Annotated in this window: 20 protein-coding genes; 14 read left to right on the top strand and 6 right to left on the bottom strand. The window is 64.3% G+C overall.

The genetic code is table 11. From position 1 onward, the window contains the following. Positions 1-49 precede the first annotated feature (49 nt). From phoU to ACSX1D_RS21960, 5 genes are all read right to left on the bottom strand, one after another. A complete protein-coding gene (phoU, locus tag ACSX1D_RS21980; protein WP_439860451.1) occupies positions 50-781 on the bottom strand; it encodes a phosphate signaling complex protein PhoU in 732 nt (243 codons plus the stop codon). A gap of 85 nt (positions 782-866) precedes the next feature. Continuing rightward, on the bottom strand, positions 867-1700 hold the full coding sequence (pstB, locus tag ACSX1D_RS21975) for a phosphate ABC transporter ATP-binding protein PstB (RefSeq protein WP_439860450.1): 834 nt from the start codon (positions 1698-1700) through the stop codon (positions 867-869). Between the two features lie 70 nt (positions 1701-1770). After that, on the bottom strand, positions 1771-3387 hold the full coding sequence (gene pstA, locus ACSX1D_RS21970) for a phosphate ABC transporter permease PstA (RefSeq protein WP_439862379.1): 1617 nt from the start codon (positions 3385-3387) through the stop codon (positions 1771-1773). Between the two features lie 81 nt (positions 3388-3468). Then, positions 3469-5754, bottom strand: coding sequence for an ABC transporter permease subunit (locus tag ACSX1D_RS21965; protein WP_439860449.1), 2286 nt, complete (start codon positions 5752-5754; stop codon positions 3469-3471). Positions 5755-5935: 181 nt separating this feature from the next. Further along, on the bottom strand, positions 5936-6904 hold the full coding sequence (locus ACSX1D_RS21960) for a PstS family phosphate ABC transporter substrate-binding protein (RefSeq protein ID WP_439860448.1): 969 nt from the start codon (positions 6902-6904) through the stop codon (positions 5936-5938). 256 nt (positions 6905-7160) lie between these two features. Here ACSX1D_RS21960 and ACSX1D_RS21955 point away from each other — a divergent pair, with 256 nt between their 5' ends. Further along, positions 7161-7562, top strand: coding sequence for an acyl-CoA thioesterase (locus tag ACSX1D_RS21955; protein ID WP_208707788.1), 402 nt, complete (start codon positions 7161-7163; stop codon positions 7560-7562). Positions 7563-7634: 72 nt separating this feature from the next. Here ACSX1D_RS21955 and ACSX1D_RS21950 read toward each other — a convergent pair whose 3' ends face one another. Then, positions 7635-8735 carry a TRAP transporter substrate-binding protein gene (locus ACSX1D_RS21950; RefSeq protein ID WP_439860447.1) on the bottom strand — a complete coding sequence of 367 codons (1101 nt, stop codon included), beginning with the start codon at positions 8733-8735 and terminating at the stop codon, positions 7635-7637. A gap of 194 nt (positions 8736-8929) precedes the next feature. Here ACSX1D_RS21950 and ACSX1D_RS21945 point away from each other — a divergent pair, with 194 nt between their 5' ends. From ACSX1D_RS21945 to tssG, 13 genes are all read left to right on the top strand, one after another. Then, complete coding sequence (locus ACSX1D_RS21945; protein ID WP_439860446.1) at positions 8930-9475, top strand: TRAP transporter small permease subunit; 546 nt, start codon at positions 8930-8932, stop codon at positions 9473-9475. Next, complete coding sequence (locus tag ACSX1D_RS21940; protein ID WP_208707785.1) at positions 9468-10844, top strand: TRAP transporter large permease; 1377 nt, start codon at positions 9468-9470, stop codon at positions 10842-10844. Before ACSX1D_RS21945 ends, ACSX1D_RS21940 begins: the two co-directional genes overlap by 8 nt. A gap of 119 nt (positions 10845-10963) precedes the next feature. Continuing rightward, a complete protein-coding gene (locus ACSX1D_RS21935; protein ID WP_439860445.1) occupies positions 10964-11869 on the top strand; it encodes a D-hexose-6-phosphate mutarotase in 906 nt (301 codons plus the stop codon). Between the two features lie 471 nt (positions 11870-12340). Then, entirely contained in the window at positions 12341-13903 is a 1563-nt protein-coding gene (tssA, locus tag ACSX1D_RS21930) for a type VI secretion system protein TssA (RefSeq protein WP_439860444.1), read from the top strand. A 33-nt stretch (positions 13904-13936) separates the two neighbouring features. Then, positions 13937-14443 carry a type VI secretion system contractile sheath small subunit gene (gene tssB, locus ACSX1D_RS21925; protein WP_208707782.1) on the top strand — a complete coding sequence of 169 codons (507 nt, stop codon included), beginning with the start codon at positions 13937-13939 and terminating at the stop codon, positions 14441-14443. A gap of 25 nt (positions 14444-14468) precedes the next feature. After that, a complete protein-coding gene (gene tssC, locus ACSX1D_RS21920; RefSeq protein ID WP_439860443.1) occupies positions 14469-15944 on the top strand; it encodes a type VI secretion system contractile sheath large subunit in 1476 nt (491 codons plus the stop codon). A gap of 6 nt (positions 15945-15950) precedes the next feature. After that, on the top strand, positions 15951-16358 hold the full coding sequence (gene tssE / locus ACSX1D_RS21915; protein WP_439860442.1) for a type VI secretion system baseplate subunit TssE: 408 nt from the start codon (positions 15951-15953) through the stop codon (positions 16356-16358). Positions 16359-16370: 12 nt separating this feature from the next. Then, entirely contained in the window at positions 16371-16874 is a 504-nt protein-coding gene (locus ACSX1D_RS21910; protein WP_439860441.1) for a PAAR domain-containing protein, read from the top strand. 3 nt (positions 16875-16877) lie between these two features. Then, positions 16878-17777, top strand: a complete 900-nt coding sequence (locus ACSX1D_RS21905) for an alpha/beta fold hydrolase (protein ID WP_439860440.1) — start codon at positions 16878-16880, stop codon at positions 17775-17777. 2 nt (positions 17778-17779) lie between these two features. Continuing rightward, positions 17780-18097 (top strand): hypothetical protein, encoded by a 318-nt coding sequence (locus tag ACSX1D_RS21900; protein ID WP_439860439.1) that lies wholly within the window; start codon positions 17780-17782, stop codon positions 18095-18097. Positions 18098-18140: 43 nt separating this feature from the next. Beyond that, a complete protein-coding gene (locus ACSX1D_RS21895; RefSeq protein ID WP_439860438.1) occupies positions 18141-18587 on the top strand; it encodes a hypothetical protein in 447 nt (148 codons plus the stop codon). Next, complete coding sequence (tssF, locus tag ACSX1D_RS21890) at positions 18587-20380, top strand: type VI secretion system baseplate subunit TssF (protein ID WP_439860437.1); 1794 nt, start codon at positions 18587-18589, stop codon at positions 20378-20380. Before ACSX1D_RS21895 ends, tssF begins: the two co-directional genes overlap by 1 nt. Continuing rightward, positions 20344-21351, top strand: a complete 1008-nt coding sequence (gene tssG / locus ACSX1D_RS21885; protein ID WP_439860436.1) for a type VI secretion system baseplate subunit TssG — start codon at positions 20344-20346, stop codon at positions 21349-21351. Before tssF ends, tssG begins: the two co-directional genes overlap by 37 nt. Positions 21352-21357: the final 6 nt, after the last annotated feature.

The raw sequence follows: 21357 nt of genomic DNA, 5'->3' as shown, positions 1-21357 counted from the left end.
AGCGGCGAACGGCGACGCAGGTCCGCCTACGGCGCCGCCTGCGCCGGCCTCAGGCGTTCTTGCCGGTGCCCTCGACCTCTTCCTTCATGCGGGTCAGGCCCATGTGCTTCACATCGGTGCCGCGCACCAAGTAGATCACCAGCTCGGCGATGTTGCGCGCGTGGTCACCGATGCGCTCCAGCGAACGCAACGCCCAGATCACGTTGAGTACCCGGGAGATCGAACGCGGATCTTCCATCATGTAGGTGACCAGCTCGCGCAGGGCGGTCTTGTACTCGCGGTCGACGGTCTTGTCGAACTGCGCCACCGACAGGGCCAGTTCGGCGTCGAAGCGGGCGAAGGCGTCCAGCGCCTGCTGCACCATCTTGCGCACCTGGTCGCCAATATGGCGGATCTCCACGTAGCCGCGCGGCGACTCGCCCTCCTCGCACAGGAGGATCGCGCGCTTGGCGATCTTGGTCGACTCGTCGCCGATGCGCTCCAGGTCGATAACCGACTTGGAGATGCTGATGATCAGGCGCAGGTCGGAGGCCGCCGGCTGACGGCGGGCGAGAATGCGTACGCATTCCTCGTCGATGTTGCGCTCCATCAGGTTGATCTGGTCGTCGACCTCGCGCACCTGCTGGGCCAGGCCGGAATCGGCCTCGATCAGCGCGGTGACCGCGTCGTTGACCTGCTTCTCGACCAGGCCGCCCATGGCCAGGAAGTGGCTGCGCACCTCCTCCAGCTCGGCGTTGAACTGCTGGGAGATGTGGTGGGTGAGGCTGTCTTTGTTGATCATTCCGATTCACTCCGCGAATGCTGCGTGTAGGGTGCGCCATGCGCACCGGCCCTGTGGTGCGCATGGCGCACCCTACGGAATCCGCTTAACCGTAACGACCGGTGATGTAGTCTTCGGTCTGCTTCTTCGCCGGGTTGGTGAACAGGGTGTCGGTGTCGCCGTACTCGATCAGCTTGCCCATGTACATGAACGCCGTGTAGTCGGAAACCCGCGCGGCCTGCTGCATGTTGTGGGTAACGATGACGATGGTGTACTTGGATTTCAGTTCGTAGATCAGCTCTTCGACCTTGAGGGTGGAGATCGGGTCGAGCGCCGAGCAGGGTTCGTCGAGCAGCAGTACTTCCGGCTGCACCGCCACGGTACGGGCGATCACCAGGCGCTGCTGCTGGCCGCCGGACAGGCCCAGGGCCGAGTCGTGCAGGCGATCCTTGACCTCGTCCCACAGCGCCGCGCTCTTCAGCGCCCACTCCACGGTCTCGTCGAGCACGCGCTTCTGGTTCACGCCCTGGATGCGCAGGCCGTAGACCACGTTCTCGTAGATGCTCTTGGGGAAGGGGTTGGGCTTCTGGAACACCATGCCGACCCGGCGGCGCAGCTCGGCCACGTCCTCGCCCTTGCGGTAGATGTTGCGCCCGTCGAGGTTGATCTCGCCTTCCACGCGGCAGCCATCGACCAGGTCGTTCATCCGGTTGAAGGTGCGCAGCAGGGTCGACTTGCCGCAGCCGGACGGGCCGATGAAGGCGGTCACGCGCTCGCGCGGGATGTTCAGCTTGACGTCGAACAGCGCCTGCTTGTCGCCGTAGAACAGGTTCAGGCCGGGCACTTCGATGGCCACGGTTTCCTTGCTGATATCGAGGCTCTGCTTGTCGCGGCCCAGTGCAGACATATCGATGCCGTGAGCCTGTGGTTGATGCTGCATGGGATGCTCCCTACGCTATCAAATCGTTGGCCGCGCCCACGCAGTGGCGGGCGGCGGCAGAATATGAGTCTTAGTGATCCAGCGCCTTGTACTTCTCGCGCAGGTGGTTGCGGATATACACGGCACTGAGGTTGAGCAGGGCGATCACCAGCACCAGCAGCAACGCGGTGGCGTATACCAACGGTCGCGCGGCCTCGACGTTGGGGCTCTGGAAGCCTACGTCGTAGATGTGGAAGCCCAGGTGCATGATCTTCTGGTCCAGGTGCAGGTAGGGGTAGTTGCCGTCCACCGGCAGGGCCGGGGCCAGCTTGACCACGCCCACCAGCATCAGCGGCGCCACTTCGCCGGCGGCGCGGGCCACGGCGAGGATCAGACCGGTCATCATCGCCGGGCTGGCCATCGGCAGCACCACCTTCCACAGCGTCTCGGCCTTGGTCGCGCCCAGGGCCAGGGAGCCCTCGCGCAGCGCCCGCGGAATACGCGCCAGGCCTTCCTCGGTGGCGACGATGACCACCGGCACGGCGAGGATCGCCAGGGTCAGCGAGGCCCACATCAGGCCCGGCGTGCCGAAGGTCGGTGCCGGTGCGCTCTCGGGGAAGAACAGGCTGTCGATCGAGCCGCCTAGCACATAGACGAAGAACCCCAGGCCGAACACGCCGTAGACGATCGACGGCACCCCGGCCAGGTTGTTCACCGCGATGCGGATGATCCGGGTCATCGCCCCCTGCTTGGCGTACTCGCGCAGGTAGATCGCCGCCACGACGCCGAACGGAGTGACGATCACCGCCATGATCAGGGTCATCATCACCGTACCGAAGATGGCCGGGAAGATGCCGCCCTCGGTGTTGGCCTCACGCGGGTCCTCGCTGACGAACTCCCACACCTTGGCGAAGTAGAAACCGAGCTTGTCCATGACGCCCATGGCATTCGGCTGATAGGCGCGTACCACCTTGCCCAGGCTGATCTCCTGCTCGCGGCCATCGACCGTGCGGACCGTGACGCTGTCGCGGTTGAACTGCTGGTTGAGTTCGATCAGCTGGGCTTCGAGGACCTTGTACTCGGCGTCCCACTGGGCCCGCTCGGCGTCCAGGTCGGCCTGGGCGGCGGCGTCCAGCGTGCCTTCCAGCTCCAGGCGACGGGTCTTCAGGCGCAGGCGCTCGAGGCCGTAGTTGATGCGGCCGATGTCCTTCTTTTCCAGCCGGGCGATCTGCTGGTGCAGGTCGTCGATACGCGCGATGCGCTGCTGCAGCTCGCTCCAGGCGCCATCACCCTCGGCGACCAGCTGGCCGCCCTGCTTGACGTTGACCAGGTAGCCGTAGAAGTTGCCCCACTCGCGGCGCTCCATCACCAGCAGGTTGGCCGGGGTGGCGGAATCGTGCAGCCATTCGGCGACCACCCAGCTGAAGTCGGCGCCGAACGTCTCGCGGTTGCCCACCTTGAGCAACTGGCGAGTCATGAACTCGGCGCCTTCGGCCGCCACCGGCAAGCCGGCCGCCGCCAGGCGGGCGCGCGGCACCTCTTCCGACTGCACCAGCTCGCCCGCCAGCAGTCGCGGGGCTTCGCCCGGCACCTGGTAGCTGGACTCGATCACGTCGGCCGGCCAGAAATGCGCCAGGCCGCGGGTAGCGATCACCGACAGCAGGCCGAGGGTCATGATCACCGCGATGGCCACGCCGCCGGCGGTCATCCAGACCCAAGGCGCGCCGCTCTTGAACCAGGACTTGAGGTTTTGCTCTTTGGTTTTCACGGACATCTACCTTCCCAATTCTCAGAGCGACGCATATTTCTTGCGCAGGCGGGTACGGATGACCTCGGCCAGGGTATTCATCACGAAGGTGAAGGACAGCAGCACCAGCGCGGCGAGGAACAGCACTCGGTAGTGGGTACTGCCGACTTCCGACTCCGGCATCTCCACCGCCACGTTGGCGGCCAAGGTGCGCAGGCCTTCGAAGATGTTCATTTCCATGATCGGCGTGTTGCCGGTGGCCATCAGCACGATCATGGTTTCGCCGACCGCGCGGCCCATGCCGATCATCAGCGCCGAGAAGATGCCCGGGCTGGCGGTGAGGATCACCACCCGGGTCAGGGTCTGCCAGGGCGTCGCACCGAGGGCCAGGGAGCCGAAGGTCAGGCTCTTGGGCACGCTGAACACGGCGTCCTCGGCGATCGAGTAGATGTTCGGGATCACCGCGAAGCCCATGGCCAGGCCCACCACCAGGGCGTTGCGCTGGTCGAAGGGAATGCCCAGGTCGTTGCTCAGCCACAGGCGCATGTCGCCGCCGAAGAACCAGTTCTCCAGGTGACCGCTCATGCTCAGGGAGAAGGCCGCCACCAGCAGGATCACCGGGATCAGCAGGGCCGCTTCCCAGCCATCCGGCACCAGCAGGCGGATGCGCTCGGGCAGGCGGCTCCAGGCATAGGCGGCGAGCAGGATACCCAGCGGGGTGAGCAGCAGCAGGCTGAAGATGCCCGGCAGGTGGCCCTCCACATAGGGCGCGAGGAACAGGCCGGCGAAGAAGCCGAGGATCACCGTCGGCAGCGCCTCCATCAGTTCGATCACCGGCTTGACCTTGCCGCGCAGGGCCGGGGCCATGAAGTAGGCGGTGTAGATCGCCGCGCAGATGGCCAAGGGCGCGGCCAGGAGCATGGCGTAGAAGGCCGCCTTCAGGGTACCGAAGGTCAGCGGCGAGAGACTCATCTTGGGTTCGAAGTCGCCGTTGGCCGAGGTCGACTGCCAGACGTACTTGGGCTCGTCATAACTCTCGTACCAGACCTTGCCCCACAGCGAACTCCAGGACACCTCCGGGTGCGGGTTGTCGACCACGAAGGGCTGGATCTGCCCGTTGGACTCCACCAGTACGCGGCTGGCGCGCGGCGACAGGGTGGCGATGGCCGGCCCCTCGGCGACCTGTTCGACCAGCAGGGTGCGGTGCGCGGTGCTGTGGAAGATGCCCAGCTTGCCGTCCGCGTCCAGGGCGATGAAGCCCTTGCGCCGCTCCTCCGGGAGGAACTGGGTGATCGCGCTGTCGCCCAGCTTGAAATCGCGGATACGGGTCAGCGCCGACTGGCCGTCCTCGTCACGCACCATGAACCACTGGCGGATGCCGCCCTTGCTGTCGCCGACCAGCAGCGAAATGCCGCCGAGCAGCGGGCTCACGACGCTGACCCTGGCGTCGCCTTCGAGCAGCTTGTAACGGCCGTTGAGGCTCTTGCTGCGCAGGTCGAAGACATCGGCCGTGGCCCGGCCGTTGAACACATAGAGCCACTGGTGGCGCGGGTCGATCAGCAGCTCGCTGATCGGCTCGGCGATCTGCGGCAGCTCGATGCGCCGCTCCTCCTGGGTCACTTCGCCGGTGAAGTCATTCTCTTCCCGACTCATCGACAACACATGCAGTTCGGCGCCGGTAGACGCGCTCAGCAGCAGGGTATCGCCGTTCTGGCTGATCGCCACATGCTCCAGGGCGCGGCCCTGGGGGTCCAGGCTGATCGGCGCTTCGCCGAAGGGATACTCCAGGGTCGGGGTGATGGTCTTGACGTTGTCCGGGTAGGTCACCCGGTAGTTCTGCTTGAACACCAGCACCTGGCCGTTGGACAGGCCCAGGGCCACACGACGGCTACCCGGCTGGTCCTCGCCGAGCGAGACGATGTCGACACCCGCCGGCAGCGGCAGCTCGACGCTGCTCAGCGCCGCGCCATCCTTGGTCGCGAAGAACTGCACCTGCCCCGCGCGATCGAGGCGCATGGCCACCTTGTTCTGCTCCTCCACCGCCAGCAGCAGGGCGTCGCCCCGCTCGGCCAGCCAGGCCGGCTGCTGCGCCGGCTGCGCTTCCAGCTCGGCGCCGGAGAAGATCGGCAGCACCACGTGGGCCAGGTAGAAGAAGATCAGGGTGATCGCCCCCAGCACGGCCAGGCCACCGATCGACACGTACCAGTGCGCCAGGCGGTCCTTGATGGCCCGTCTGCGGCGCTTGCGCTGCAGTGCAGGAGTATTGAAATCCAGCCGTTGGCTGCTGTTCTGAGGTGCGGTCATGGGGTCAGTGGCCAAGTCGGTCATACGAAGATCTCTGGGCGGTTACGCACGCGCGCCGCTGGTTAAGCGGGACCTTAATCTAACTGTCTTATATGACAAAAAGGTTACAGCGCGGTGACGTGACGACGCCCGCCACTCCACAGGGAGGGGCGGGCGCGTTTGCCGCTTGCCGCGACACCCAGCCGCGGCAAACTTGTCAGTCTAGTTACAGACCAAGTTCCTTCAAGGTCTTCTCGGCAACCTTGGACGGCACCGGAATGTAGCCATCCTTGACCACCACTTCCTGGCCCTGCTTGGACAGCACCAGCTTGATGAACTCGGCCTCCAGCGGGTTCAGGGCCTTGTTAGGCGCCTTGTTCACGTAGACGAACAGGAAGCGCGACAGCGGATACTTGCCGGCCAGGGCATTGGTTTCGGACGCCTCTTCAGCCACGCCGTTCTTGTCCACCAGCGGTACCGCGCGAACGCTGGAAGTCTTGTAGCCGATGCCCGAATAGCCGATGGCGTTCAGGGTGCTGGAGATCGACTGCACCACGGAAGCCGAACCTGGCTGCTCGTTGACGTTGGCCTTGAAGTCGCCTTTGCACAGGCCTTCTTCCTTGAAGTAACCGTAGGTACCGGAAACCGAGTTACGGCCGAACAATTGCACCGGCTTGACCGCCCACTCGCCGGTCAGACCGAGGTCGCCCCAGGTCTTGACGTCCTTGGGCTCACCGCACAGACGAGTGCTGGAGAAGATGGCGTCGACCTGCGGCATGGTCAGGCTCTTGATCGGGTTGTCCTTGTGCACGAACACCGCGAGGGCATCGATGGCCACCGGGATGGCGGTCGGCTTGTAGCCATACTTCTCTTCGAAGGCCTGCAACTCGGCATCCTTCATCTTGCGGCTCATCGGGCCGAGGTTGGCGGTACCCTCGGTCAGCGCCGGTGGCGCGGTGGACGAACCGGCCGCCTGGATCTGGATGTTCACGTTCGGGTAGAGCTTCTTGTAGTCCTCGGCCCACAGGGTCATCAGGTTGGCCAGGGTGTCGGAACCTACGCTGGACAGGTTGCCGGATACGCCCGAAGTCTTCTCATAGGTCGGCAGAGCCGGATCGACAGCGGCGACCGCGGTAGCGGTGGCAGCACCAGCGGCAACAAAAGTCATGGCCGCCATCAAACGCGTAAGTTTCATGCCTTGCTCCTAACAAATTAGGGTGGGGTTGGGTCGAGGCCAAGTATCAGCAGGCCGTGTGACCAATCTATGAAACCAATGTGACAGTTAGATGACCGTAGCCGATTTCGCGCACAACTCCGGCAAATGCGGACGAACGCACGGCGCCGGCGCGCCATGGTCGCCCGCCGACCACTCAGTCGGTATACTCGGCGAACCTGCACCCCCTGTGGACTCCGCGCCCACAACAACAACCGCGCCGCGAGCCGTAATCGACATGAACGAATTCGAACAGGATGATCCGATTCCCCAGGGCGACCTGGCCCTGCAGATCACCGCGCTGCCGCGCGAGACCAACGGCTTCGGCGATATCTTCGGCGGCTGGCTGGTAGCGCAGATGGACCTGGCCGGCACCGCCATGGCCAGCAAGGTCGCCGGCGGCCGCGTGGCCACGGTGGCGATCGACCGCATGGCGTTCCTCGTGCCGGTGGCCGTCGGCGCCCAGCTGTCCTTCTACACCCAGACCCTGGAAGTCGGCCGCAGCTCGATCCAGATGCTGGTCGAGGTGTGGAGCGACGATCCGCTGTCCAGCGAGTGGCGCAAGGTCACCGAAGCGGTGTTCGTGTTCGTCGCCATCGACGGCAGCGGTCGCACCCGCCCGGTTCCGCCGCGCCGCTGATCCGCTGCGCCCCTGCGAGCGAACAAATGAAAACGCCGGCTCGAGAGCCGGCGTTTTGCTGTGGCGCGAAGATCAGCCGCGGATGTTGTAGATGAGCTTCTCGTTGGACTCCGCGTACTCGCTCAAACGCTGCAGGTAGGCCTTCTGCTGAGCCCACACCTTGCTTGCCGCAGGGTCGGCGGCGGCGCTGGCTTCGACCACTTCGGCAGCCACTTCCTTGAGCTTGGCCAGCACTTCGTCCGGCAGGCTGCGCACCTCCACGCCCTCGGCCTTGAGCTGTTCCATGGCCTCCATGTTGCGCGCGTTGTAGTCGTCGAGCATGTCGGCGTTCACATCGCGGGCAGCGGCGCGGACGATGGCCTGCAGGTCGGCCGGCAGGGTTTCCCAGGCCTTGAGGTTGACGTCCAGTTCGAAGGTGACGTTCGGCTCCTGCCAGCCCGGGGTGTAGTAGTACTTGGCCGCCTTGTGCAGACCCAGGGCCTGATCGTTGTACGGGCCGATCCACTCGGTGGCGTCGATCGCACCGGTCTGCAGCGCGGTGAAGATCTCGCCGGCCGGCATGTTGACTACGGTACCGCCCATCTTGGTCAGCACTTCGCCGCCCAGTCCCGGGGTACGCATCTTCAGGCCCTTGAAGTCATCGACCGAGTTGATTTCCTTGTTGAACCAGCCGGCAGTCTGCACGCCGGTCGCACCGCAGGCCATCGGCAGCACGCCGAACGGCTTGTAGACCTCTTCCCACAGTTCGATGCCACCACCCTTGTGCAGCCAGGCGTTCATTTCCTGGGCGTTCGGGCCGAACGGCAGGGCGCAGAAGAACTGCGCGGCCGGCACTTTGCCTTTCCAGTAGTAAGGCGCACCGTGACCCATTTCCGCGGTGCCGCGGGAGACTGCGTCGAACACCTCGAGCGCCGGCACCAATTCGCCGGCGGCATAGATCTTGACCTTCAGGCGGCCATTGCTCATTTCCTCGACCAGCTTGGCGAAGCGCTCGGCACCGACGCCAACCCCGGGGAAGTTCTTCGGCCAGGAGGTGACCATTTTCCAGTTGAAGGTCTCTGCGCCCGCGCCCTCTTGGGGCTTGGCAGCGGTTTCGGCCTCCTTGTTGCAGCCTGCCAGTGCGGTGGCGGCCAGGCCTACGCCCGCTGCTGCGAGAATCTGACGACGTTTCATGCAATGCTCCTTTTTGTTGTATTGGTCTGACCACAGGATCACTGAAGTTAGACCGTGCTCAAGTAACATAAGGCCTCGTGACCCTCAAGCCTAGTAGATACGACTAAAGTTGTAGGGTCATTGCCGCCTTCGCCCGGGCCCGCCTAGAATCCGCGGCTGCCTGCACTCCTCACCCACAACGACAAGGACTCCACATGTCCGACACCCCTCCCATGCCGTTGCGCATTGCTCGATTGATCGACGCGTTCAACACCCGCCTTGGCCAGGGATGCGCCTGGCTGACCCTGTTCCTGGTGGTCGGTACCGCCATCGTGGTGGTGCTGCGTTACGGTTTCGGCATCGGCGCCATCGCCCTGCAGGAATCCGTGCTGTATGCCCATGCCCTGGTGTTCATGGGGGCTGCCGCCTGGACCCTGATTCGCGGCGCCCACGTACGCGTGGACATCTTCTATCAGAAGTTCAGCGGCCGCCGCCAAGCCCTGGTGGAGGTCTGCGGCAACCTGTTGCTGCTGCTGCCGCTGTGCCTGTACCTCGGCTGGGCCAGCTGGGACTACGTCGCCAATTCCTGGTCGACCCTGGAAGCCTCCAGCGAGTCCGGTGGCCTGAAATTCGTCTACCTGCAGAAGAGCATCATCCTGGTGCTGGTCTTCAGCCTCGCCCTGCAAGGCGTTGCCGATCTGATCAAGGCGGCCTACGGTCTGGCCGGCCGCCTGCCCGAGTCCGAGGTGAAAAATGGTTGAGTTGATGGCGATTCTGCTGTTCGTCTGCATCTGCCTGGCCCTGATGGCCGGCTTCCCCGTGGCCTTTACCCTCGGCGGTGTTTCGCTGATCTTCGCCGGCATCGGCGCGCTGACTGGCACCTTCGACGCCGGTTACCTGAGCGCCCTGCCCAATCGTCTGTTCGGCATCATGAACAACCAGACCATGCTGGCGGTGCCGCTGTTCGTGTTCATGGGCGTGATGCTGGAGAAGTCGCGGGTCGCCGAAGACCTGCTGGAGTCCATGTCGCGGCTGTTCGGCACCCTGCGCGGTGGCCTGGCGATTTCCGTCTGCGTGGTCGGCGCGCTGCTCGCCGCCAGCACCGGCATCGTCGGCGCCACCGTGGTGACCATGGGCCTGCTGGCCCTGCCAACCATGCTGCGCCGCGGCTACGATCCGGCAATCTCCACCGGCACCCTGGCGGCGACCGGCACCCTGGGGCAGATCATCCCGCCATCGATCGTCCTGGTGCTGCTGGGTGACGTGATGTCCAGCGCCTACCAGCAGGCGCAACTGAAGATGGGCATCTTCTCGCCGAAGACCGTGTCGGTCGGCGACCTGTTCGTCGGCGCCTTCATCCCCGGCCTGCTGCTGGTGGGCCTGTACATCCTTTACATCGTCGGCACGGCGATCTTCCAGCCGAAGAAACTGCCGGCCCTGCCCCAGGAGGAGCTCGGCCCGATCGAGTGGGGCAAGCTGACCGCCGCCCTGCTACCGCCGCTGGCGCTGATCGCCGCAGTCCTGGGCTCGATCCTCGCCGGCTATGCCACGCCCACCGAAGCGGCGGCCCTCGGTGCCCTCGGCGCCATGCTGCTGGCCTTCGCCAAGGGCAAGCTGAACTTCGGCCAGCTGCGCGAAGTGGCCTACGGCACCACCGAGATCAGCGCCATGGTGTTCATGATCCTGATCGGCGCCTCGCTGTTCTCCCTGGTGTTTCGCGGCTTCGGCGGCGAGACGATGATCGAGGAGGTGTTCGCCCAGCTGCCCGGCGGCGTGCTCGGCGCCTTCTTCGTGGTGATGCTGGTGATCTTCCTGCTCGGCTTCATACTCGATTTCATCGAGATCACCTTTGTGGTGGTGCCGATCGTCGGCCCGGTGCTACTGGCCATGGGTCTGGACCCGGTCTGGCTGGGGGTGATGATCGCGCTGAACCTGCAGACCTCCTTCCTCACCCCGCCATTCGGTTTCGCGCTGTTCTACCTGCGCGGGGTCACCCCCGCTTCGATACCGACCAGCACCATCTACCGCGGCGTCATTCCGTTCATCCTGATCCAGATGCTGCTACTGGTCATCGCCTATCAGTTCCCGGGACTGATCACCTGGCTGCCGGAGCAGGTCTACGGCAAGTAACAGGCAACGCAACCGGCAAAACGCCCGTCACCCTGACGGGCGTTTTGCTATCTGCCCCTTGGACTGCCGGGCAAGCTGCGTTCCAATAGGGTCATCTTCACTGGCGACAAGGCATAGCAATGGCCACTTCCAACGTTGAACGGATCGAAATGGGCGCCCTGACCTGCTGGCGCATCCGTCATGCCGACGCCGAGCTGCTGGTCGCTCAGCAAGGAGCCCAGCTGCTGAGCTACCAGCGCGACGGCGAACGGCCGCTGATCTGGCTGAGCGAGCAGGCGGCCTACGAAAGCGGGCGCAGCGTGCGCGGTGGCGTGCCGGTGTGCTGGCCCTGGTTCGGTGACCTGCGGCGCAACCCGCAGGCAGTGCAGGCGATGCACACGGGTGGCAACCTGCTGCCATCCCACGGCCTAGTACGCGACCTCGAGTGGAACCTGCTGGGCATCGACAAGCGCGACGACGGGGTCAACCTGGACTTCGCCTTCAACAGCGCCGAGCAGCCGCTGCCGAACTGGCCACAGGCCGCCGAACTGAAGCTGCGCATCCGCCTCGACCAGCACCTGCATCTGGACCTGCTCAGCCGCAACCTCGGTGACACCCCCCTGGCACTGAGCCAGGCCCTGCACAGCTACTTCGCCGTCGGCGACGTGCGCCAGTCCCAGGTCGAAGGCCTGCAGGGCTGTCGCTACATCGACACCCTGGACGACTGGGCGGAACGTCAGCAACTCGACCCGCTGCGCTTTGCCGGCGAAACCGACCGCATCTACCTCGACACCCCCACCCAGCTGAGCATCCTCGACCCCGTCTGGCAGCGGCGCATCCAATTGCGCAGCAGCGGCTCGCGCTCGGCGGTACTGTGGAATCCCTGGACCGACAAGGCGCAACGGCTCTCGCAGTTCGCCAGCGATGCCTGGCAAGGCATGCTGTGCATCGAACACGCCAATGTCATGGAAGACCTCGTGGTGCTGGCGCCAGGCGCCGAGCATCGCCTCAGCGTCAGCCTGTGGAGCGAGCCACTGGCGGGTTGAGAGCACCCGGGGGGGGGAGGCTGACAGGCCTTCCCCGAATGGGCCGAAAGCGCCTGGCCACAGCAAACACGACAATCGATCCCGGCGCCCGCTCACAGCGCCGGACGAACTTCTGCGCACTTTGTGATGCGCCACTAGTTCGCCAGTAAGTATTTACTTACAGCACCGGTAGCGAAACGACTTACAGCCATTACTTGGCATCCTTAATTGCCAAGTGCTGCGCGGAATTCACAGGAACTATTTGCCGCTTATTGGTTCGGTCTTTGTTTACAGCTGGTACAGGCTTCACACTTTTGCCGGTTGCCCATCCCTACTCATCGGACTAGGATGCCCACCCCATAAGGACTTTGCGCAACTTGTTGCACATTGATGTGCGCAAAAAGTTGCACAACTCAGGAAGTCGGTTAATCCGCACCTCGCTATTAAAGAGACGCGCACCTGAGTTGCACGGACATATACTCGAGTCATGGAATGACCTATTCAAGCAAGCTCACCGCCCACTATTTGGCGCTGGCAAAACTCCCTATTGATCAGGGCGATTTCGCCGGCAGCGATGTCCGTTATTCCAGCGAATACGAAAGCCTGGAAAACGAACTGGGCAAGGCCAGTGCGCTGCATGACGCCGGCGCCATCGACTGGCAGAAAGTCCGCGAAGGCAGCGAGACGCTGCTCAGCGCCCACTCCAAGGACCTGCGTGTCGCCGCCTGGCTGATCTGGGGCCTGTACCAGCGCGAATCCTTCACCGGGCTGCAGGCGGGCCTGAGCCTGCTGCATTACCTGTGCCTGAACCACTGGGCGGACCTGCACCCGCGCAAGCCACGCACCCGTGCCGCCGCCATCGGCTGGCTGCTGCCGCGCCTGGAGCAGGCACTGGCCGAACATGTGCCGATCGGCGAGCAACTGGCGCTGTTCCGCAGCCTCGCCGAACAATTGCGCGCCCTCGAAGTCTGCCTGTCCGGGCACCTCGGCGAGCACGCCCCGCTGCTGCTGCCGTTGTGCCGGCGCCTGGACGAGCTGGTGAGCCGCGCCAGCCAGGGCCAACCGGAGCCCGGCAGCGTCGGCGCGGCACTGGCCCAGGTCAAGCAGGCCGCCTCCCAGATACTCACCCCCGGCGCACCGGTGGACAGCGAGAAGGATGCGCACAAGAGCCTGCGCAGCCTGCAGGACCAGGCCCGCCCTCTGTGCGCCTACTGGCTCAAGCAGAAGGCCAGCGACCTGCGCGCCCTGCGCCTGGCGCGCACCCTGCTGTGGCTGCCGATCGACAGCCTGCCGGAGCGCAACGCCGAGCAGGTCACCGCCCTGCGCGGCCTGCCGGCCGACAAGCTGGCCAGCTATCGGGAACGCTACCAGCAGGGCCAGTACGCCGACCTGCTGGTCGACCTGGAGGCCAGCATCGCCCGCGCGCCCTTCTGGCTGGATGGCCAGCACCTGGCCTGGCAATGCCTGCAGGGCCTCGACGCCGAGCCGGCGATGCGCGAGGTGGAGATCCAGCTGGCGCTGTTCCTGCAGCGCATGACCGGCCTGGAGGAGCTGCGCTTCCATGACGGCAGCGCCTTCGCCGACGCCCAGACCTGCGCCTGGATCAGCTCCCATGTGCTGCCACACCTGCAGGCACCGGCGAGCGAGAGCGCTCCCGCCCATGACCAGGGCAGCGACCAGCCGGCCTGGGAGCTGGCCCTGCAGGAGACCCTGCCGCAACTGCGCAAGCAAGGCCTGAAGGCCTCGGTGCAGCAACTCAAACAGGGCCTGGCAAAAGCCCGCGGCGGCCGCGAGCGCTTCTATTGGCAGCTGAGCCTGGCGCGCCTGTGCTTCGCCGCGAAGAAATACGAACTGGCCAAGACCCAACTCGACTCGCTCGACCAGTTGCTGCAGACCTCCGGTCTGGGCGACTGGGAGCCCGATCTCAGCCTCGAGGTGCTGCGCATGCTGCACAGCTGCTGCGAACTGCTGCCGCAAAACCATGCCGTGCGCGAGCACAAGGACGAGATCTACCGCAGGTTGTGCCACCTCGACCTCGAAGTGGTACTGGACTAGGCCCACGGGCCATAACCGCAACGGAGAATGACCATGGCCAAAGAAGGCTCGGTAGCCCCCAAGGAACGCATCAACGTCACCTTCAAGCCCGCCACCGGCGGCGCCCAGGAAGAGATCGAACTGCCACTGAAGCTGATGGTGCTCGGCGATTTCACCCAGCGCGCCGACGAACGCAAGATCGAGGATCGCAAGCCGATCAGCATCGACAAGAACAGCTTCGACGAGGTGCTGGCCAAGCAGGAGCTCAACCTGACCTTCGGCGTCGCCAACCGCCTGCAGGACGAGCCGAGCGACGACGAGCTGGCCGTGCAGTTGCGCATCAACTCGATGAAGGACTTCAACCCCGCCAACCTGGTCGAACAGGTGCCCGAGCTGAAGAAGCTGATGGAGCTGCGCGACGCCCTGGTCGCCCTGAAGGGCCCGCTGGGCAACGCCCCGGCCTTCCGCAAAGCCATCGAGAGCGTGCTCGCCGACGACGACTCGCGCGACCGCGTGCTCGGCGAACTCGGCCTGGCCGCCCAAGCCACCCTGGACTCCTGATTTCCACAGACAAGGACGCTGATCAATGAGCACTAGCGCAGCACTAGAGAGCGGCCACAGCGCCGCGGACCTCGGCATTCTCGACCGCATCATCGCCGAGACCAAGCTGACCCCCGACGACGAGGCCTACGACATCGCCAAGCGCGGCGTATCGGCCTTCATCGAAGAACTGCTCAAGCCGCACAACGAGCACGAGCCGGTGAAGAAGGCCATGGTCGACCGCATGATCGCCCAGATCGACGCCAAGCTCAGCCGGCAGATGGACGAGATCCTCCACCACCCGCAGTTCCAGGCCCTGGAATCCTCCTGGCGCGGCCTCAAGCTGCTGGTGGATCGCACCAACTTCCGCGAGAACATCAAGCTGGAGATCCTCAACGCCTCCAAGCAAGACCTGCTCGATGACTTCGAAGACAGCCCGGAGGTCGTCCAGTCCGGCCTGTACAAGCACATCTACACCGCCGAGTACGGCCAGTTCGGCGGCCAGCCGGTCGGCGCCCTGATCGCCAACTACTTCTTCGACCCGAGCGCCCCGGACATCAAGACCCTGCAGTACGTGGCCAGCGTCGCCACCATGTCCCACGCGCCGTTCATCGCCGCCGCCGGGCCGAAGTTCTTCGGCCTGGAAAGCTTCACCGGCCTGCCGGACCTCAAGGACCTCAAGGACCACTTCGAAGGCCCGCAGTTCGCCAAGTGGCAGAGCTTCCGCGAGCAGGAAGACGCTCGCTACGTCGGCCTCACCGTGCCGCGCTTCCTGCTGCGCAATCCCTATGACCCGGAAGACAACCCGGTGAAGAGCTTCGTCTACAAGGAAAACGTCGCCGGCAGCCACGAGCACTACCTGTGGGGCAACACCGCCTACACCTTCGCCAGCCGCCTGACCGACAGCTTCGCCAAGTTCCGCTGGTGCCCGAACATCATCGGCCCGCAGTGCGGCGGCGCGGTGGAAGACCTGCCGCTGCACCACTTCGAGAGCATGGGCGAAATCGAGACCAAGATCCCCACCGAAGTGCTGGTCTCCGACCGCCGCGAATACGAACTGGCCGAGGAAGGCTTCATCGCCCTGACCATGCGCAAGGGCAGCGACAACGCCGCGTTCTTCTCCGCCAACTCGGCGCAGAAACCGAAGTTCTTCGGCATCAGCGAGGAAGGCAAGACCGCCGAACTGAACTACAAGCTCGGCACCCAGCTGCCGTACCTGTTCATCGTCAACCGCCTGGCCCACTACCTCAAGGTGCTGCAGCGCGAGCAGATCGGCGCCTGGAAGGAGCGCACCGACCTGGAACTGGAACTCAACAAGTGGATCCGCCAGTTCGTCGCCGACCAGGAAAACCCCAGCTCCGAAGTACGTAGCCGCCGCCCACTGCGCGCCGCCCAGGTGATCGTCAGCGACGTCGAAGGCGAGCCGGGCTGGTACCGCGTCAGCCTCAACGTGCGCCCGCACTTCAAGTACATGGGTGCCGACTTCACCCTGTCGCTGGTCGGCAAGCTGGACAAGGAGTAAGCAGCCATGACCGGGTACGGCAGCCTGTTCGAACGCCTCGGTGGCGAGGCCGGCCAGCGCGCCGGCTGGGACCGCGAGGTCGCCGCCATGGCATCGGTGGCTGCCCACCTGGCCAAGATGCTCAGCACCCGGGCGGGCAGCGTGCAGACGCTGCCCGACTACGGGTTGCCCGATTTGAACGATATGCGCCTGTCGCTGCACGACTCGCTGCAGCAGGCGCGTATCGCCATCGAACGCTTCATCGAGGCGTACGAACCGCGTTTGCGTCAGGTGCGGGTGATCTCCCTGCCCCGCAGCCACGACCCGCTGAGCCTGTCCTTTTCCATCGAGGGCCTGCTGCAGGTCGACGGCATCAAACGCCAGGTCAGTTTCTCCGCGCGCCTGGATGGCAGCGGACAAGTGAAGGTCCATTGAGGAGCGACAAGGATGTCCGGTAAACCCGCCGCCCGCTTGAACGACCCCACCGCCTGCCCGATTCCCGGTCACGGCAACAACCCGATCGCCGCCGGCTCCCCCGACGTGCTGTTCGACGGCCTGCCCGCCGCCCGCCAAGGCGACCCCTCGGCCTGCGGCGGCGCCCTGGCCAGCGCGGTGATTCCCACCGTACTGATCAACGGCAAGCCGGCGACCACCATCGGTACCGTGGGCAGCCATGGCAATGTGGTGACGGCGGGTTCCGGGACTGTGTTGATTGGGACGGCGCATTCGCCGGCCCCCTTCCAGTCTCCCCTTCCCATTCCTGGCGGGTTTGACGAGCAGTTCGTACTGACCGATGAAGTGGGCACTCCACTTAACAACCACCGTTATTTATTGGTCAGAGAGAACGGCTCACATGAACAAGGAATCACCGACTCCAATGGTCTGACACACCGCGTTGCCCGCCACGCTCGATCCGAAGAAATTCAAATTTACGTGGGGCAGGCGGAATAGCTGATGAGCGAAATTCAGACATCCAGCGGCACTTACAAAAAGGTCGCCACGATCAAGAGCACCCCCTCCGAAGAACCAACCCCCAAAACTGTAATCGTAGAAGGAGGGTTGACGGTGTTCCTTGGCGGCGCGGGCATGGCTGGAGCGTACAACCAGGACATGGTGGTGGCACTCGCAGAGGCAGGAATCAGGAACGCCGTGCATGGTAACTATGCAGCCTACGTCGAAGGCCCCAAACGGTACGTACCCGACCTAGTAGGTATGCTCGGAGACGCATCCGCCGTTGTCCTCTACAACCAGGACGAGCTCGATCCTGTGGTCTTTCAGTATGGCGAACCTGCCAAGTGCAAGTACGGAGAAGAGTACGTCGAGAAGAAATACCTCTTTGGCGCCATCACCATCAGGAAATACGCCGAGGTGAGTTGTGAACCACCCAGCGGTCCCTTTCTCGCAAGGATCAGCCGCGATGTAGCGGCGGTGAAGAAGAATAAGTTCTCTCTCGCCGAGGTCGGCATACAGAAGCGGCTCCCCAAGAACGGACAGTTGAATCTGATCGGCTACTCATGGGGAGCGGTGATTGCTGCAAGAACTGCTCTTTTTCACGCCCGCCAAGGGGTGCAAGTAGACCACCTGGTTCTCATCGGGGCCCCGATCAACAAGAGTCTCAGGGAAGCTGCCAGCAGCCATCCGAAAATCATCAAAACACACGTTATGGATTTGAGTACGGAGGGTGATCCCATCTATGCCGGCATGGGCGACAAGGAAATCGTCGATTCGGCGGCATTACTTGGCCAACAAATGCTGAATGGCAGCGGCCACTTTTATTACTCGGCAGACTCCGAGATAGGCCGCCAGCGCCGCCGGGAGCTGGCCAAAACTCTTTACGCAAGAGGGCTGCGCTGACTATGTGGAGATTCGTCAACCTGTTCATAGCCATTCCCATGCTGGCCATCTCCGCCTTTCCACCGGGAACGCAATGGAATGTTCACATCGACATCGCCGGGCGATCCATCGACGCCAATCTGTTCCACTGGCTCTTCATGCTATCGCTGGCTCTTTACGTCCCACTCCTAATCAGCACTGCACTGTTGGCTGTGGTGGATCTGACAGCCCTCCTACGAAACAGATCCGGACGCAATGCATTCAACCTGGCGTTTTTCTCCCTGGTCTCGATGGCAGCGCTCTATCGGCTGAACGATTGGGTTTTCAGCAGGATTTTCTGATGCTCGGATCAGCCCACCCCAAGGAAGAATGGTCAAACAACGGATGAAAACGAACACCAGAACAATGCCCAATCTGCCGGGCAAACCTGCCGACATCCTCAGTCGACGAGGCGTTTGGGAATATCCGGGGACAGACCACAGTTTCTCGGCGGGCCTTTATCACGCAAACCGTGGTCTGTCCCCGTTTACTCTCGGCAACGGAACAACCCTGCTGCTGATCAGCAATAGCCTCGCCCTTCTCGAAGCGCTTCCAGAGCTGGCGCCGCCTGCACCCTGGAGGGTGTTCCCGAATATCGATGCAGACGGGCTCGGCAGCCTGCAAGGCAGCCTCGAATGCTGGTGGAGGAGCTACTGGTGGCCATACTGGCTGAGCCTTGATCACCAACAGCGTGAGCGCTGGCTCAACGAACCGACTTACCCGCAAGGCTGGCGCGAGTACCTGAGGCTGCAGAACACCCTCAACGGAAACGGCACGGAGCCAAGCGTCTAATGTCCTTCAACCACTACTACCAGAGCGAACTCACCGCCCTGCGCCAACTGGGCAAGCGCTTTGCCGAGCGCAGTCCGGCGTTGGCGCCGTTTCTCGGGCAGAGCGGGCGCGACCCGGATGTCGAGCGGCTGCTGGAGGGTTTCGCCTTTCTCACCGGGCGCCTGCGGCAGAAGCTCGACGACGAGTTGCCGGAGCTGACCCACTCGCTGATGCACCTGCTGTGGCCGAACTACATGCGTCCGCTGCCGGCCTTCAGCATGTTGCAGTTCGACCCGCTCAAGCGCTCCGGTCCGGCCCTGCCGGTGCCGCGCCACACGCCGGTGGAGTCCAGGCCGATCCAGGGCGTGACCTGTCGCTTCCGCACCGCCTTCGCCACCGAGGTGCTGCCGCTGGCGCTCAACGGCCTGGATTATTCGGTCAAGGGCGACGGCGCGCTGCTCAGCCTGCGTCTGGGCATGAGCGCCGACGGCCACCTCGGCGAGCTGAACCTCAAGCAGCTGCGCCTGCACCTGGCCGGCGAACGCTATATCAGCCAGCTGCTCTACCTCGGCCTGCTGCGCCATCTGAGCGGCATCCAGCTGGTGCTGCTCGGCGCCGACGGCCAGGCCCTGATCAAGGACGCGGGCGGCCAGGCGGTGGCCAACCTGCGCCTGGGCGCCGAACAGTTGCAGCCGGTGGGTTTCGACGAAGATCAGGCGCTGATCCCCTACCCGCTGAACACCTTCCGTGGCTACCGCTACCTGCAGGAATACTTCGCCTTCCAGGACAAGTTCCTGTTCGTCGACCTCAAGGGCCTGGATGCGCTCAAGCGCCTGCCCGCGGAGCTGCTCGAGCAGGCCCGCGGCCTGGAACTGCGCTTCGACATCGTCAAGGCCGGGGTGCAGCGCATTCGCCCAACCCTGGACAACGTGCGCCTGTACTGCACGCCGGTGGTCAACCTGTTCGCCCACGACGCCATCCCGATCCGCCTGGACGGCAAGCAGGACCAGTACCTGCTGCTGCCGGCCGAGTTCGATTCGCAGCACTGCGGGGTGTTCTCGGTGGACCGGGTCACCGGTTGGAAACCCGGCGGCCAGGGCTACGAGGAATACGTGCCGTTCGAGTCCTTCGAGCATGACCCCAGCTTCGACGTACCCCTGGCACGGCCGCACTACAGCGTGCGCCAGCAACCGTCGCTGCTCGGCGACGGCCTGGAAACCTACCTGAGCTTCGGCCTGCGCAACCTCGACCAGCACGAGACGCTGTCGATCGAGCTGACCTGCACCAACCAGAACCTGCCCCGGCAACTGGGCCTGGGCGATATCTGCATGCCCAGCGAGGACACCCCGGAGTTCCTGACCTTCCGCAATATCAGCGCGGTGACGCCCAGCTACGCGTCGCCGCTGCACCGCGACTTCCTCTGGAAGCTGATCAGCAACATGTCGCTGAACTACCTGTCGCTTGCCAACGTCGAGGCGCTCAAGGTGATCCTCGAGACCTACGACCTGCCGCGCTACTACGACCAGCACGCCGAAAAGGTCAGCAAACGCCTGCTCGGCGGTCTGCAAGGCATCCGCCACCAGCACGTCGACCGTCTGCACCGCGGACTGCCGGTGCGCGGGGTGCGCACCGAGCTGACGATGAACCCCGAAGGCTACGTGGGCGAGGGCGACCTGTTCCTCTTCGCCTCGGTGCTCAATGAATTTTTCGCCCTCTACGCCAGCCTCAACTCGTACCACGAGCTGCGCGTGCAGAGCACACAGGGAGAGGTGTACCAATGGACGCCGCGCATGGGGCAACAGCCCCTGCTCTAAGCCGCTTGAGTCGGGGCATCCGCGAGTACAGCCTGTTCCAGGGTGTACAGCTGGTGCTGGATCGCCTGCGGGCCGCCCATCCCCAGTTGGATGAGGAGGCCCTGCAGCAACGCCTGGAATTCCAGGCCAACCCCAGCCTGGGCTTTCCCGGCAGCGATATCGATCGCGTGCAGTTCTTCGAGGAGCACGGCGAGCTGCGCGCGCGTCTGCGCATCAACCTGGTCAGCCTGTTCGGTGCCGGCTCACCGCTGCCGGCCTTCTATGGCGAGCAGGCCCTGGGCGACAGCGAAGACGGCAACCCGACGCGCGACTTCCTCGACCTGTTCAACAACCGCCTGCAGCGCCTGCTGCTGCCGATCTGGCAGAAGTACCGCTACCACGCGCGATTCCACAGCGGCGCCCTGGACCCCTTCTCCGAGCAGCTGTTCGCCCTGATCGGCCTGGGTGGCGCGCAGATTCGCGCCGCCACCGAACTGAACTGGAAGCGCCTGCTGCCCTACCTCGGCCTGCTCAGCCTGCGCGCCCATTCGGCGGCGCTGATCGAGTCGGTGCTGCGTTACTACTTCAAGCACGCCGAGTTGCATATCGAGCAATGCCTGGAGCGCCAGGTGGAGATCCTCGGCGAACAACGCAACCGCCTCGGCCTGGCCAACAGCCAACTGGGCGAGAGCCTGGTGCTGGGCGAGTTCGTGCGCGACCGCGGCGGCAAGTTCCGCATCCATATCCGCCAGCTCGGCTGGCAGCGCTTCCACGAATTCCTGCCGATCGGCAGCGGCTACCAGCCCCTGTGCGCGCTGGTGCGCTTCACCCTGCGCGACCCGCTGGACTACGACATCCGCCTGGAGCTGCGCCAGGACGAGATCCGCGAACTGTGCATCGGCGCCGACAACCCCTGCCGCCTCGGCTGGACCAGCTGGCTCGGCCGCGACCGGGCCGACGGCCTGGTCACCCTCGGCAGCAAAGCTCACTAAGGACAG

Source organism: Pseudomonas sp. MBLB4136, assembly GCF_051904765.1.
Lineage (GTDB): Bacteria > Pseudomonadota > Gammaproteobacteria > Pseudomonadales > Pseudomonadaceae > Aquipseudomonas.
This window is presented reverse-complemented; position numbering and strand designations above follow the sequence as displayed.

Coding starts and splice junctions, on each gene's coding strand:
- tssG (WP_439860436.1), top strand. CDS start 20,344: ATGGACGCCGCGCATGGGGCAACAGCCCCTGCTCTAAGCCGCTTGAGT.
- ACSX1D_RS21965 (WP_439860449.1), bottom strand. CDS start 5,754: ATGACCGACTTGGCCACTGACCCCATGACCGCACCTCAGAACAGCAGC.
- ACSX1D_RS21940 (WP_208707785.1), top strand. CDS start 9,468: ATGGTTGAGTTGATGGCGATTCTGCTGTTCGTCTGCATCTGCCTGGCC.
- ACSX1D_RS21910 (WP_439860441.1), top strand. CDS start 16,371: ATGTCCGGTAAACCCGCCGCCCGCTTGAACGACCCCACCGCCTGCCCG.
- ACSX1D_RS21960 (WP_439860448.1), bottom strand. CDS start 6,904: ATGAAACTTACGCGTTTGATGGCGGCCATGACTTTTGTTGCCGCTGGT.
- ACSX1D_RS21950 (WP_439860447.1), bottom strand. CDS start 8,735: ATGAAACGTCGTCAGATTCTCGCAGCAGCGGGCGTAGGCCTGGCCGCC.
- ACSX1D_RS21895 (WP_439860438.1), top strand. CDS start 18,141: ATGAAAACGAACACCAGAACAATGCCCAATCTGCCGGGCAAACCTGCC.
- phoU (WP_439860451.1), bottom strand. CDS start 781: ATGATCAACAAAGACAGCCTCACCCACCACATCTCCCAGCAGTTCAAC.
- ACSX1D_RS21905 (WP_439860440.1), top strand. CDS start 16,878: ATGAGCGAAATTCAGACATCCAGCGGCACTTACAAAAAGGTCGCCACG.
- ACSX1D_RS21945 (WP_439860446.1), top strand. CDS start 8,930: ATGTCCGACACCCCTCCCATGCCGTTGCGCATTGCTCGATTGATCGAC.
- ACSX1D_RS21900 (WP_439860439.1), top strand. CDS start 17,780: ATGTGGAGATTCGTCAACCTGTTCATAGCCATTCCCATGCTGGCCATC.
- pstB (WP_439860450.1), bottom strand. CDS start 1,700: ATGCAGCATCAACCACAGGCTCACGGCATCGATATGTCTGCACTGGGC.
- pstA (WP_439862379.1), bottom strand. CDS start 3,387: ATGACCGCCGGCGGCGTGGCCATCGCGGTGATCATGACCCTCGGCCTG.
- tssA (WP_439860444.1), top strand. CDS start 12,341: ATGACCTATTCAAGCAAGCTCACCGCCCACTATTTGGCGCTGGCAAAA.
- tssE (WP_439860442.1), top strand. CDS start 15,951: ATGACCGGGTACGGCAGCCTGTTCGAACGCCTCGGTGGCGAGGCCGGC.
- tssB (WP_208707782.1), top strand. CDS start 13,937: ATGGCCAAAGAAGGCTCGGTAGCCCCCAAGGAACGCATCAACGTCACC.
- ACSX1D_RS21935 (WP_439860445.1), top strand. CDS start 10,964: ATGGCCACTTCCAACGTTGAACGGATCGAAATGGGCGCCCTGACCTGC.
- tssC (WP_439860443.1), top strand. CDS start 14,469: ATGAGCACTAGCGCAGCACTAGAGAGCGGCCACAGCGCCGCGGACCTC.
- tssF (WP_439860437.1), top strand. CDS start 18,587: ATGTCCTTCAACCACTACTACCAGAGCGAACTCACCGCCCTGCGCCAA.
- ACSX1D_RS21955 (WP_208707788.1), top strand. CDS start 7,161: ATGAACGAATTCGAACAGGATGATCCGATTCCCCAGGGCGACCTGGCC.